At 38.1% G+C, this 14545-nt stretch carries 11 protein-coding genes; 6 read left to right on the forward strand and 5 right to left on the reverse strand.

From position 1 onward, the window contains the following. Positions 1 to 13 precede the first annotated feature (13 nt). From MMU07_RS19755 to MMU07_RS19775, 5 genes are all read left to right on the forward strand, one after another. Complete coding sequence (locus MMU07_RS19755; RefSeq protein WP_241128337.1) at positions 14 to 1600, forward strand: site-specific DNA-methyltransferase; 1587 nt, start codon at positions 14 to 16, stop codon at positions 1598 to 1600. Between the two features lie 185 nt (positions 1601 to 1785). After that, the gene (locus MMU07_RS19760; protein WP_241128338.1) at positions 1786 to 2178 is read left to right on the forward strand and encodes a GxxExxY protein; all 393 of its coding nucleotides are present in this window, start codon (positions 1786 to 1788) and stop codon (positions 2176 to 2178) included. Positions 2179 to 2456: 278 nt separating this feature from the next. Beyond that, positions 2457 to 5111, forward strand: coding sequence for a DEAD/DEAH box helicase (locus MMU07_RS19765; protein WP_241128339.1), 2655 nt, complete (start codon positions 2457 to 2459; stop codon positions 5109 to 5111). A gap of 212 nt (positions 5112 to 5323) precedes the next feature. Next, positions 5324 to 5983: a porin family protein gene (locus MMU07_RS19770; protein ID WP_336246211.1), complete on the forward strand. Its 660-nt coding sequence runs from the start codon at positions 5324 to 5326 to the stop codon at positions 5981 to 5983. Positions 5984 to 6144: 161 nt separating this feature from the next. Next, complete coding sequence (locus MMU07_RS19775) at positions 6145 to 6879, forward strand: DUF2490 domain-containing protein (RefSeq protein ID WP_241128340.1); 735 nt, start codon at positions 6145 to 6147, stop codon at positions 6877 to 6879. Between the two features lie 320 nt (positions 6880 to 7199). Here MMU07_RS19775 and MMU07_RS19780 read toward each other — a convergent pair whose 3' ends face one another. Continuing rightward, entirely contained in the window at positions 7200 to 7850 is a 651-nt protein-coding gene (locus tag MMU07_RS19780; protein ID WP_241128341.1) for a hypothetical protein, read from the reverse strand. A 237-nt stretch (positions 7851 to 8087) separates the two neighbouring features. After that, on the reverse strand, positions 8088 to 8558 hold the full coding sequence (locus MMU07_RS19785) for a copper resistance protein NlpE (protein WP_241128342.1): 471 nt from the start codon (positions 8556 to 8558) through the stop codon (positions 8088 to 8090). 194 nt (positions 8559 to 8752) lie between these two features. Between MMU07_RS19785 and MMU07_RS19790 the strand changes: the two genes are divergently transcribed. Continuing rightward, positions 8753 to 11314 carry a glycogen/starch/alpha-glucan phosphorylase gene (locus MMU07_RS19790; protein ID WP_241128343.1) on the forward strand — a complete coding sequence of 854 codons (2562 nt, stop codon included), beginning with the start codon at positions 8753 to 8755 and terminating at the stop codon, positions 11312 to 11314. Between the two features lie 82 nt (positions 11315 to 11396). Here MMU07_RS19790 and MMU07_RS19795 read toward each other — a convergent pair whose 3' ends face one another. The 3 genes from MMU07_RS19795 to MMU07_RS19805 form a co-directional block, all read right to left on the reverse strand. Further along, a complete protein-coding gene (locus tag MMU07_RS19795) occupies positions 11397 to 11882 on the reverse strand; it encodes a hypothetical protein (protein ID WP_241128344.1) in 486 nt (161 codons plus the stop codon). 796 nt (positions 11883 to 12678) lie between these two features. Beyond that, positions 12679 to 13818 carry a lipase family protein gene (locus MMU07_RS19800; protein ID WP_241128345.1) on the reverse strand — a complete coding sequence of 380 codons (1140 nt, stop codon included), beginning with the start codon at positions 13816 to 13818 and terminating at the stop codon, positions 12679 to 12681. Between the two features lie 15 nt (positions 13819 to 13833). Continuing rightward, positions 13834 to 14545: HdeD family acid-resistance protein (locus tag MMU07_RS19805; protein ID WP_241128346.1), on the reverse strand; the 712-nt coding region annotated here is incomplete at its 5' end.

Below are 14545 nucleotides of genomic sequence, written 5' to 3' on the forward strand. Positions count from 1 at the left end.
TATAAATAACCATATGCCGACACTGCACTGGATAGGAAAAGAAAAAGTAATCAGCCACCACCAAGACGTGCCATACAGGGTATTGGAACACAAATACGGTTTTAAAGCTGATCCGCTGTCAGGGTCAGGCGAAGAACAAAAGGAGCCTACCAACAGTGGAAACAAGATCATTCATGGGGACAACCTCGAAGCACTCAAAAGCCTCCTGCCTGAGTACGAAGGAAAGGTCAAGTGTATTTATATAGATCCCCCTTACAACACCGGCAATGAGGGATGGATTTATAATGACAATGTGAATCATCCAAAAATCAAAAAATGGCTGGGAGAAGTAGTGGGAAAAGATGGTGAGGACCTGACCCGTCATGACAAATGGCTTTGCATGATGTATCCAAGGCTGAAATTATTACATAAACTTCTCGCTGACGATGGAGCGATTTTTATATCAATTGATGACAATGAACAGGCAAATCTAAAATTGATATGCGATGAGATTTTTGGAGTTAGAAATTTTCTAGGAGATATTATTTGGCAACATAGTATTCAAGGAAAAAATGACGCCAAAGGAATTTCCCTACATCATAACCATACTTTAATTTATTCAAAGCCAAATTTCCAAATTGGAAAGATCGACAGAACTTTAGAACACAATGTTGCCTATAGTAATCCTGATAATGATCCTAAAGGAGAATGGCGTTCCGGTGATGTTAGAAGTCCAAATTTGAGGGAGAATTTAAAATATAATATTATTACTCCAAGTGGTAAAATTATTTCAGCTCCTGAAAAAGGATGGAGATGGAGCGAAAGTCTTGTTAAAGAAAAAATAAAGATTGGTGAAATAAAATTCAGCAAAGATGAAAACAAAATTATCCGAAAAATCTATTTGTCAGAACAAAAAGGACGGGTGGTCGAAAGTATCTGGTTTGGGAATGATTTAGGTACAACAAGGGAAGCAAATTCATTATTAAAATTAATTTTTGAAAATGAAGTTCCATTTGATACTCCTAAGCCGACAGGGTTAATCGAAAGGATAATAAAAGTGTCTTCCGATAAAAATGATATTATTCTTGATTCTTTCTCCGGATCAGGAACTACAGGTCATGCTGTTTTAAAATTAAACAAAGAAGATGGTGGCAACCGTAAGTTTATACTGATAGAAATGGAGGATTATGCCAATGACATCACAGCAGAGAGGATAATAAGAGTAGCCAACGGGTATGGAATAGGAAGTAAGGCTATTGAAGGAACTGGTGGGGAGTTTGATTTTTATGAATTGGGTTTACCTTTATTTGATGAGAACCAAAATCTTAATGAAGCAGTGGATCTGGAGAAAATCAGGGAATACATCTGGTTTTCAGAGACCAGATCTTCTTATGAGTCTAGACAGCATGAATATGAATTGGGAATCAAAGACAGCACGGTTTATTATTTTATCTATGAAAAGGACAGGCTGACCACTTTGGACTTTGATGCATTGGAACTTATCAAAACCAAAGGAGAGCAGTATGTGATCTATGCTGATAATTGCTTGCTTCCTGCGGAGTTTATGGCCAAGAAGAATATTATTTTTAAGAAAATACCAAGAGACATTACCAGATTTTAGAATTTAAAGTTTTACCACAGAGATCACAAAGGATGCACAAAGAAAACAAAGAAAATTAGTTTGGTGTCCTTCATGGTAAAAATAACCACAGAGTTCACCAAGAATACACAAAGGTCACAAAGAAAATAACTTAGTGCCCTTTGTGTTAACCACTGTGATCTTTGTGGTTGAAAAAAAATTATAATATGAATAAAACTGAGAATGAAATTTCAAATCAGATTATTGGATGTGCGATTGAAGTACACAAAGCATTAGGACCTGGTTTGTTGGAAAGTGCTTATAAGGAATGTCTTTTTTATAAAATACATCAAAACGGTTTATTTGTTGAAAAAGAAAAACCTATGCCGTTGGTTTTTGAGGACATAAAATTAGAATGTGGTTATAGAATAGATTTATTGGTAGAGAATAAAGTGGTTATTGAATTGAAAAGTGTTGAAAGTTTAACAGATGTTCATTTGGCGCAGACATTAACCTACATGAAATTAGGGAAATTTAAACTTGGCTTGCTTATCAATTTCAATGTTGCAATGCTTAAGCTTGGCATAAAACGCCTTATAAATGGAAATTTGAATAAGTAAAACCTTTGCGTCTTCTGTGGTAGATATAACCACAGAGAACACCAAGAATACACGAAGGACGCAAAGAAAAATGTAGAAGAACTCAGCTTAGTGCCCTTTGTGAAAAACTTTGCGCCCTCTGTGGTTAGTTTTACCACAAAGATCTCAAAGAAGTCACGAAGGTTACAATGAAAAGCTTAGCTTCCTTTGTGAAAAACTTTGCGCCCTCTGTGGTTAGTTTTACCACAAAGATCTCAAAGAAAACCTTAGTGCCCTTTGTGTTTAAAGAAAAAGAAAATATGGAGTTAAAATCATACCAGCGGAAAGTATTAGAAAATCTGGAGCAGTACTTGGAGTATGTTCAAGTAGAGAATGACCTTAAAAAAGCATTCAACCAATATTGGGAGGATAAAATCGGCCCTTATAATCCTTTTGAAGGTACCGGAATGCAGCCTTACAAAAACAATATCCCAAACGCGGCTCATGTTTGCATCAAAGTACCTACTGCAGGAGGAAAAACATTTATTGCAGTAAATGCCCTACATTCTATTTTTTCGGCTTATGATTCAGCAAAACCAAAGGCTGTGATTTGGTTGGTTCCATGGAGTAATCTTTTACAACAAACTGTAAATACACTTTCTAATCCTGAACATCCTTACAGACAAAAGCTAAATGCTTTATTCAATAACAGGGTGGAAGTTTACCAAAAGGCTGATCTGTTACAGGGTTCTAATTTTAATCCAACAGTTGTAAAAGACCAGCTGAGCATCTTCGTAATGAGTTTTGCCAGTTTAAGGGCAAAGAACAAAGACGATAGAAAAGTATATCAGGAAAATGGGCAATTGGAATCATTTGTGTCGCAATACAAAAGCAATGAACATATTCTGAGTGACTATGATGATACTGCACTTATCAATGTGTTGCGCTATCTCAATCCGGTCTTGGTGGTAGATGAAAGCCACAATGCAGAAAGTGATTTGAGTATTGATATGCTCAAAAATCTGAATCCATCCTTTATTCTTGACCTGACCGCTACCCCAAAACAGAATAGCAACTTAGTGAGCCTTGTTCCTGCTATTGAATTGAAAAAGGAACACATGGTAAAGCTTCCCGTGATCGTGTACAACAACCACGATAAAACAGAAGTCATCAACAATGCACTGCACTTACAGCGGAAATTAGAAATACTGGCAAAAAAAGAAGAAGCAGAAGGAGGAAGATTCATCAGACCCATTGTGTTGTTCCAAGCCCAACCAAAAACAAATGATGACAATACAACTTTTGAAAAGCTAAAGGAGCAATTGCTCAGTTTGGGAATTCCCAAAAACCAAATTAAAATTAAGACAGCCAATATTGATGAATTGAAAGGTATTGACCTGTTGGATAAAGACTGCGAGGTAAGATACATCATCACAATCAATGCCCTAAAAGAAGGTTGGGATTGTCCGTTTGCTTATATATTGGCTTCTCTAGCTGACAAATCGAGTTCCGTAGATGTTGAACAAATCCTAGGTAGAGTGCTACGCCAGCCTTATGTCCGACGTCATAAAGCATTTCAGCTTAACCTATCCTATGTCCTTACTGCTTCTGCCAAGTTCAATGAAACTTTGCAAAGCATTGTAAAAGGATTGCTCGAATCAGGATTTAGCGAAGATGATTATCGCAAAGTCGATAAAATGACAGAACAGGACAAGCAAATTGTAAAAGTTGATCCTGTTGAAGCTTTCTTATTTCCCGAACAACAGACACCCGAACAATCAGAAGAAATCATCGATAATACTAGGGTTACTTTTGATCCCAATGCACCATTTGAGAATATAGATGAAGATCAAGAACCTATAAATTCTGCAATTCAAGAAATAGAAACACTTGCCCAAGAGCAAAGCAAACAACTAGAAGAATTGATCAAAGAGCAGGAAAAACAACCTGTAGACGAAAACATATTTCAAGAAATGGGTTCAAAGGTAAAGCGATATAAAGTCAAAGAATCAAACAAGGGGTTGATTGAAAAGATAGAATTTCCTCAGTTTTTCATCAAAGTAGCTGCGAGTGATATTTTCGGGACAGATCAGGAATTGCTTAATAGGGAATCATTACTCAAAGACTTTAAACTGTCTGAGGAAGATATAAAAATTGATTTTGATAAAATCTCTTCCGATCTCTACAAGATTGATTTGGAGGAAGCCAAGAAAAATGAATACAGACCTTCCTTTACTAAAATTGAGGACAGTATGGTTAGAGAACCGATCGCAGAATACATTTTGGCCAAACCAAAGGAAAATCAGATCATAGATATTACTCATCAATTGATGCAGGTAATCGGGAATATGTATCCTATACCTGACCAAGAAATTAAAGTTTACATTGGGAGAATTCTTAAAAATATGAATTCAGAACAACTGAGGGATATTTTGGTAAGAAAGTGGAGCTATACCGATAAAATAAAATCCAAGATCCGTCAATTGTCAGATAACTATGCCGAAGGACGTTTTATGGATTTGGTCAAGTCAAAGAAGATAATCACCAAGGGATGTTGGAAACTAGGAAAGGAGATTGTTCCGGGAAATATTGGTTCTTCTATTGGAAATTCCTTGTATGAGAAAGAAGGGATCATGAATAATTTTGAAGAAAGAGTAGCTATGGAAATAGGTACATCTTTAAACATTTCATTTTGGCACCGAAATTTAGAACGTGGGAAAGGGTTTTATATCAATGGATTTAAAGCAAATCACTATCCTGATTTCATCCTTCAAACCAAATCCGGAAAGACTATCTTGATTGAGACTAAGGGAGATCATTTGGATGGGTCTGACAGTGAGGCAAAATGTCGACTTGGAAATGAATGGGAAAAACAAGCGGGAAATGACTTTGCTTACTTTATGGTCTTTGATAAAAAAGAAATTAAAGGAGCTTTTACATTAGATAAAGCCAAAGAGTTGATAAGTGCGATGTGAGAGAATTGTAGATTGAAACAAAAGCATAATTCTAAATAAAAAACCTCAACCCTGAAAGGAAATTTCCATTTTGGGTTGAGGTTTTTCCTATTTTTGTGGCTATGGGTTTTTTGAATAAAACAGTTTTTCTATTCATTTTTTTCTTTCTGTCACATTCGATCAAATCGAGTGCTCAGCAGCAAATTGAGTCTAATTATGAAACTTGGTGGGGAGTGATGACCTCCGTGCGGGTATCCGATAAATGGTCTGTCTGGAATGATGCCCATTTTGTGGATGAAACTTTTTTTATATACCGTACAGGCATGACCTACCACAACAAACGGGACAATCTTGTCACCACAGCAGGGTACAGTTGGTTACGACTTACCACGCCTCTTTCGGAAGGGAGACTGATCCGAACAGAGCATCGGCCTTGGATGCAAACCACCTTTAGGGTTCCATCTACAAAAAAGTTAAGCACAAGTTTCAGGTTCCGATATGATGCCCGATTTATCCAAAATCTCGAATCAGGGCAGTTGGCAGAGGGGTTTTCTTTCAATCACCGGTGGAGATTCAACAATGCACTGCGGTACCGTTGGGGTAATGTCCTCAGTCCAAACACTGTTTTGAGCACCAGTTTACTGAATGAAGCCTTGTTTAGAACCGGCCAAGGTCCGAATGGGGTCAGGCATGAACACCGAACCCACTTGCTCATGGGGCTATCAAAGGGGCCAATTACCTATTCGGCAGGATATATTGTAAGGTATATCAATATCAGTCCCGAAAGGGCTAGACTCAATCACGGCATGGTATTTTGGATGACCATAAATCTGAATACATTTAAGAAAAAAACCACTCAATTTGTAGAATTCCCCGAGGACCATGTCAATTAAATTAGATATACTCTTCTTTGCCAATAACGCTACCTTTTTCTTCAGTTAGGACGGAAGACCGAAGTCGGAAGACAGGTGTACCGGGCATTTCAGTCCGAAGACAAGAATTATAATAGTGTAGCTAAACCTTACATTGATTTTATTCGATGAAAATTAAAATTTTGACAATAATCCTTTTTACATTTTTTGGACGACCTGTTTTGGCTCAGGAGGAAGTAGATACCGAATCTTGGTGGGGATTGATGACTTCAGGGGAGATCTCCCCGAGATGGTCTTTGTGGTTGGATGTCCACCATGTTCCCCAACTTTTTGTGATTTATAGGTCAGGAATTACATACCATACCATCGACAAAAAAGTGACATTGACGGCTGGTTATGGATACCTCGGATTGACTACTCCATTTTCTGAGGGGAAACTGATCAGACCCGAACACAGGCCTTGGGGTCAGGCAGTTTACCGGTTACCTGGCAATGGACCTTTGAGTGCCAGTTTTAGGCTCAGGTATGATTTGAGATTCAGACAAAACTATAGCCTGACAGAATTGACGGATGATTTTTCTCTTAATTACCGGTACCGATTCAATATGAGTTTGAGGTATAATTGGGGAGATAGATTGAGTCGTCATTTTAATTTTTCGAATACCCTGTTCAATGAATCATTGATAACCACCGGACCCGGCCCTAATCCATTACCTTTTGAACACAGGGTTTTCTTTTTGTTTGGCTTTCAGAAAAAAGCGGTCACCTTCTCACCTGGGTATCATGTCAGGTTTGGGACACCAAATTTTGGAAACCTTAGAATAAACCATGGCTTTGTCCTATGGATTAATTGGAATTACAATTTCAAAAACCTAAAAAAGCACTCCCTGAAGGAAGATCCGGCTGATAAAATGTAAAAAATGATTATCCGCTTATTTGCCAACAGGTCAAAATGGAGCTTAAATGGCAGCGGATAATCTTTCCATAGATCACAGTCGACAGTCCATGCCTGTCCGACGAGACAAAGCCGCGGCCATTGTACTTAAATCCAAGGTTTTTTTTTGCTTTTGGTAATAAAGCGGACACACAGAATAGAAGAATCCCGGCCGAGGATTCTAAGCCTTGACCGGGATTTTAATTCAATTTTTATTTAGGGCCGTCACGTACAAAGAAAACAAACATTAGCAAGAGGTGCTATCGACTGTGGTCTGTCGTCCGCGGACGATTTAAATTATTCTTATTGTTTTCTGATGACTCCCTCTTCCAGCATCCTTTCAAGCACTACCTGGGCAAATTCAGAGGAGAATTTTTCCATAGATGTTGGGTTCAGGGTTTTGGATTGGGCTGACCAAACCAAAAGTTCTGACTTGACATCATAAATATTGATTTCGATGAAATACCGTCTGTCATTGACAATATGTCCCGGGGTCATCATCATTCCATGATTCATCCCCCAAAATCCTCCAAAATTTCCACCCATTCCCCAACCAGGGCCTCCCATCATCATCGGTCCACCCATCATCATGGCACCTGGAATATAACGCTGCTCATCCTGAACATCTATTAAAGTCATGGTCATGATGGCATCTTGACCGTTTTGGTTAACCACATTCATCATGGCGTTTTTATCCAAGTCTGTGCTCATCCAAAAGTTAGGACGAATAGTCGCATTACTCGTGGTGGACCTGATGCCTAGAGAGGATAGTTTTGTCCTGACATCATCTTCTATAGTTTGTCTTTTGGTCACATCACCAATAATGGCGGCAACATAAAGGTTATTGTATCCACCTTGGTATTTATCTGGACTTGTCCATGACCTTGTGATTTTTGTGGCAGGAGAGCAGGCTGCAGCCAAAATTAGAAAAGCGAAGAATAAGATTTTTTTCATATTTAAGTGTTTGTTTTGGAAAAATGAATTTTTGTTTTATCAAGTGTGTGTGCAATTATAGCGGTAGATTGGATATTCATTTAAATTCCTGTGTAAATACTGAAACGCCTAATACACCCCAGGCTGACCACAGGAGGAGGTCTTCCCACTTCGTCTCAATAGCTATCGGAATCCTTCGCTAATGAAGAAAAATATGAGGTTAATGGCTTAGAAGCTTATATTCAAGTTTGTTTTTTATTACTTTTTTAACTGATATTTCTCCGCTAAATCTCCTGTAATTCTACTGCCGGTTTCGTCTAGATGAAAAAGAATATTTTCTCCTACGAAATATTGATTGGGAATATCTTCGCCTGTCAATGTAATGGTATTGCCCGCTTCATTCCATGTAAATGTCCCCGAAGTTTCAATTACATTTTGATTTTCTGAACCGAGATAGGTAATTTTTTTGGTGTAAGAATTTTCTGTGCCTAGTTCGATAATGGTTTCAATCCCTTCGCAATCTGCACATGGAAGGATACCTCTATAAACTCCAAAAAAATCAAGTGAATTGCTGGCGCTATGCCCATCATCCAGGGTTGATTCTTCGCTCTCAAACATGGAATCGTCTACGATCAAATCGTCTTTTTCTACATTTTTCTGACAACTCCAAAGAAAAATGCTAATTAGAATCAACGAAACAATAAATGGATTTCCAGATTTTCGATTCATTTGAAATTGACCAATTAATTACTTTGCAAGATACATGTAAATTGAGACTGGGACAATCATAGTTAATTGTTTTATTCCAATTTTGGACAAAAAGGAGCAGATAAGTTTGATTTCTGATAGAGCCTAAAATTTTGATTGACTTTTGTTTTGATTAACTTTCGGGCTACAAAAGGCTTTGTCAACTGAAAATATAGATGAAAAAGAATATTAAAAACACAGAAAGAGAATCAGGGACTGAGGACAAATCTAGCTATTCAGGAGCCCATCAATATATTGAAAGAGAAGATTCGCGCACAGGTTTGTCTGTTGAGACGCTAAAAAAGGCGATTTCCAACAATCTTTTTTATGTTCAGGCCAAATATCCTGAAATCGCGACTAGAAATGATTATTACATGGCTTTGGCTTATGCAGTTAGGGATAGGTTGTTGCAAAGATGGGTGGCATCTGTCAAGCAATATATTCAGGGAAAGGAACGGATTGTCTCTTATCTTTCTGCGGAATATCTATTGGGACCACATCTGGCCAACAATCTGATCAATCTTGGAATTTACAATGAAGTCGAGCAGGCCTGTGAGGAATTGGGACTTAACCTCGATTGGTTGATAGAAAAGGAAGTAGAACCGGGATTAGGCAACGGAGGTTTGGGAAGATTAGCTGCTTGTTATATGGACTCCTTGGCAACTTTGGAAGTCCCGGCGATAGGATATGGGATCAGGTACCAATTCGGGATTTTTGAGCAGGATATCAGAGATGGATGGCAGGTAGAAGACACTGACAACTGGCTAAGAAGAGGTAACCCTTGGGAAATTGCCCGCCGTGAATTGAGCTATGACGTGAAGCTCGGAGGACATATTCAGCATTACATTGACAGAAGTGGTAAATTCTGCAGCAATTGGATTCCTGAGCTTGTGGTAAAAGGCGTGGCTTACGATACTCCTATTTTGGGTTACAAAGTCAACACTGCAAATACTTTAAGACTTTGGAAATCTGAAGCGCCACATTCTTTTGATTTTCAGTCATTTAATGCAGGTGAATACAACAATGCAGTGAATCAAAAAATCATTTGTGAAAACATCAGCAAAGTACTTTATCCCAATGATGAGCAGCGGGAGGGCAAAATCCTGAGACTGCAGCAACAGTACTTTTTTGTGTCTTGTTCATTGCAGGACATGATCAATATCCACTTGAATCAAGGCGAAAAAATAGAAGATTTTGACAAAAAATTCGCTGTCCAATTGAATGATACTCATCCGGCAATCGGCGTAGTTGAGCTGATGCGTTTGTTGATGGATGAACATTTGTTGGATTGGGATACCGCTTGGAATATTACCACCAAAACCTTTGCTTACACCAACCATACTTTGCTTCCGGAGGCTTTGGAAACTTGGGATTTGGAGCTTTTCGGATCCGTATTGCCGAGGCATCTTGAGCTGATTTATGAAATCAACCGAAGATTTCTTGATTTTGTGACAATCAAGTTTTTTGGTGACAACCAAAAAATAAGCAACCTTTCCCTGATCGGTGAAGGTAAAAAGAAACATGTCAGAATGGCCAACCTTGCCTGTCTCGGAAGTCATGCCATCAATGGCGTTGCAGCTTTGCACTCTGATTTGTTGAAGAAAACTGTTTTGAAGGACTGGTACGAACTTTCACCGGAAAAATTCAGCAACAAAACCAATGGCGTGACCCCAAGAAGGTGGATGGTATTGAGCAATCCAAAGCTTACCAAACTTATTTCTGATAAAATCGGTGAGGGTTGGATCAAGGATTTGGAGGAATTGAAGGGTTTGGAAAAATATGCCGATGATCCTGAATTCCAACAGGCTTGGATGAAGGTGAAATTGGATCAGAAAAAAACCCTTGCCAAGAAAATACAGAGAAGGTTAGGAATAAAAGTGGATCCCGAATCCATGTTTGATATTCAGGTCAAGCGAATCCATGAATACAAGCGTCAGCATCTGAATGTCCTGCATGTCATAGCATTGTATAATCAGATTAAGAAAAACCCGGACATGGAAGTGGTTCCACGGACCTTTATCTTTGCCGGAAAATCTGCGCCTGGATATCGCAAAGCCAAGTTGATCATCAAATTGATCAATTCTGTGGGAGAAGTAGTCAACAATGATCCGGATATAAAAGGCAGGTTAAAAGTGGTTTTTTATCCCAATTACAATGTGACTAACGCTCAGAAGATATATCCTGCTGCCGACTTGTCAGAGCAAATATCCACTGCCGGAAAAGAAGCTTCAGGCACGGGCAACATGAAATTGTCGATGAACGGTGCGTTGACCATTGGAACTTTGGACGGAGCCAATGTCGAAATCAGAGATTGCGTAGGGGAGGAGAATTTCTTTCTTTTTGGCTTGACTGCTGATGAGGTATCCAAAACCAAAAATGAGGGATATAGACCGAAACACTATTACGAATCCAATCCCATCCTGAGAGAAGCGATTGATCAGATCAATGCGGGTTATTTTTCCCATTTGGATGTGAATACTTTCAGGGAATTGACTGATTCTTTGATGTATGACGACCAATACCTGCTGTTTGCTGATTTTCATTCTTACCTTGAAGCGCAGGAAAAGGTATCTGAAGCCTTCAAACACAAAGAAATGTGGGCCAAAATGTCGATTTTGAATACAGCAAGGATGGGCAAATTTTCGAGTGACAGGAGTATAAGAGAGTACTGTGATGAGATTTGGAAGGTAAAATCCGTTCCGGTTGAAATAGATTCGATCAAAATCATAGAAAAATAGAATAAGGGGCATGCCCCCTTATTTTTTACGTTTTATTGCTCAGTATTCATGATAAATTAATTTTTTGACTTTTTTTCTAAAATCAAAAAACCTCCTTAATCCTATAATTGGCATCTTTGAATGAGAAGTTTTCTCCTTGTTTTTTGCTTTTCATGACTTGGTATAAAGGACTTTCAGTCGATAATCCAAAAACTGAAATTCCATTTACTTTCATTCTTTCGATACTCGCTGACACAAAGAAAATGTCTTTGTCAGTAACTACCACGCTTCCCAATTTTACTGTGTCAGAAATATCCTCAATGGTCGGAAGCATATTTTGGAGAATTTCCATTTCTCTGTTGGCAAAGCTTACCTGATCTCCGACGGCATTTGCCCGGTGAATCTGCTCAGCATTAAATCCCTGTTGGGTCATGTCGCGGACTTCTTGATCGCCTTCGTTTTCACTGCCAATCATTTCCCTAATGCTGTTTTGGAAATCATCAATTACAGATTGATGTTTCTTAATGCCTGCCTCTAATAAAGCTTTTTTGAAAGCGGCATGACTGATATTAAATACGCTGGTTTCCATAATTTTTTTTACTTTTTTAGTTATTCTGAAATTTTTTGTCAGTATTTTCAATGATGCCTATTGGCTTGAGAAGACTTTGACCGTTGCTGAAACTCTTGTACTGACTACTTAACCTATCCACAGAATCGCTAATACTTTCTTGAACAAACATTGGCTTGGCTTGGTCCAATGGAGCGCATTCATGTTAATTTTTAGTTTTATTCTTTAGTCCAATCCTTGTTATAATTTTTCTTCTTCAAAAATTTGCCTAAAACATTTTTGATTTTTTAGAAATTCAGGTTTCATAATGCTATGTATTGAATTCAATGTAAAAATTGGACGCCATAAATTTCATGACTATTGTTTGGCCATTTAATGATTAATATCTTGGAATTAATCGGAGCAATCTGAATATAAAACGCCCAAAATTCTTTAAATAAACGACTACCTTAAAAAAGGCAAAGACGTTTCCTTGAGGATTCTATATTTTAGCTAACAAAAAAATCAGCATTCTGAATACCAGCTTTTTCCGCAGTCTAATTATACCTTGGAATCATTGTCAATCCCTCGCAATATGGAAACCTTTAACTAATATGAATAATGTTCAGATAATTTTCGGTTACAATCCACTTTGCCTAACTGAATATGAATAATGCTGGGGCTCAGCTGAAAAAATCATTAAATTCCCCTATTTGGCTGTTTTTGAAACAATCTGAGGGGTGTTGAACGTCCTATTACCTTTCGCTGAAGATTTAAAGCGAATGGATTCTTGGTCAATTTCCAAATCCAAAATTGGGTCAATCCCGGTAGCTTATATTTAGTAGGAACTATCCATCTGGCCTAGGCTTTTTTCCTCTATCCTAAAAGTTTTGAGTAACAGGTCTATATAGGGTGGATGAAAATGATGCATAAAGATTTTTTCTGGATTGTCGGGGTATTTCTCAATGTATTCTTCATCGGGCTGTAGAATGATTGTATTTCCGGTTCTGACATAATTATTGGAACCATAAAATTCGGGCATTTGAAATTCTGGCAAAGTCTTCTGAATCAATTTGGTGGCTTTGTCTCCCAAATATTTTTCAAAATTTCTTTGTGCTTTTTTGGTAGGTTTATCCAGCTGATTGTAGACTTTTTGGAATACAATTCTTTCCGGGAATTTTTGTTTTTTAATGGAAACTTTGGCATCTCTAAAAGGATTGATTTCACTGAAATCATTTACCGTTTGCACAGAAAATGGGACTTGAGGAACCCAATCAGCAGCATTGATGACATTGTATGCCCATCCATTTTGTGTCTTGGCCTCGTAGTCATAAGCAAAGTAAAGGTTCCCCGGTTTTGGGGCAGCGCTACAATAAGTTTTCCATCGGATGCCTGATTCCAATTTCCCTTGTTTTTGTAGGTTGTATAAATAGGCCGTCAGCAAATATCCGATACCTCCACCCTGACTGTGTCCTATAATAATGAAATCCTTTATGCCAGTATTATAAAGGGAATCGATCTTGGGAAGTATATCCCGCGAAAGGAATGCCGTGCCCAAAAGCCAACCAATATGTACGGCTGCCTTGGGGTCATCAGCCAAATCATATTCAAAATCAAAGTCAGATGAAATTTGAAGTTTCCCTTTAGCCGGTACCATTCCGGCATAGAAATTTCCGAGCCATGACACGGGGTCTTGTGTTGTTCCCCTTATAGAAATCACAGCTGTACTTTTATCAGATTTTATCCAAAGGTGCCAAAGGTTCTTCAAACCCATTTCAGGAGATTGATAAACTTTTAAATATTGGTTTGGATCAGGGATTTTGCTATAATAAGTACTATCCTGCGACATCCTCGCAGATATTTTCATCATGTCATAGTATTCCTTGGGATCAAATCCCGGTAAAAGGGATTGGGATAGGGAATCTATGGTGGCAAAAACAAAAAGAAAAAACAGAATTGATGCTGAGAATGACTTCATTTGGAATAGGCGATATTATGAAAGCTTTTGTTTGAAGGGTTCCAAAAGCTCATTTACATCTCCTGCTTTATCTTTGATTTTTTTGAGGGCAAATGCAAGCGTAATATTGAACAACCCAAGTGAGAAGAATGCCAATGCAGTAAAAAAAACAATGGTCAATCCACCTAATGTCGGATTGAATAGTATCATTAAGGAAAATATGACCGATAATGCGCCGCTAGCCAGTAACCATCCCCAACCATCAGATCCGTATTTTTTCATATCGAAGGCAAAACCGAAAGTTGCGAAGCCTTTGAACATGAAATAGAAAGCAATGATAAATGGAAGGACAGCCAAGGTGATCGCAGGGTTGAAAAATAAAATAGATCCAACTACGAAATCAAACAGAGCCCCTGCAAAATGCCATCCCCAATCATCGATTTCGTTGCGGTTATTGATAGAAAATATCAATTGGAAAATCCCCGATACAAACATAAAGGAAGCAAAAATAATGGCAAGGCTCATGAAGCTTTTGACAGGAGTGGAAATCGTCCAGAAACCTACCAGAATAAATAAAATACCAACAAAAAGTGGAAGCCACCAGTTTTTGATCATAAATCTGCTTTTCCTAAGTACTGATTCCATTTTCCTTTTGTTTAGGTTTTTTGGATTCAATAGCGTCCTAAATAAAAGATGAGAGGTCTCGTTTTTGCCCAAAATATGTATTTTGGGTTTGCACCAAAAACCT

Source organism: Cognataquiflexum nitidum, from assembly GCF_022538055.1.
Classification (GTDB): Bacteria; Bacteroidota; Bacteroidia; order Cytophagales; family Cyclobacteriaceae; genus Cognataquiflexum; species Cognataquiflexum nitidum.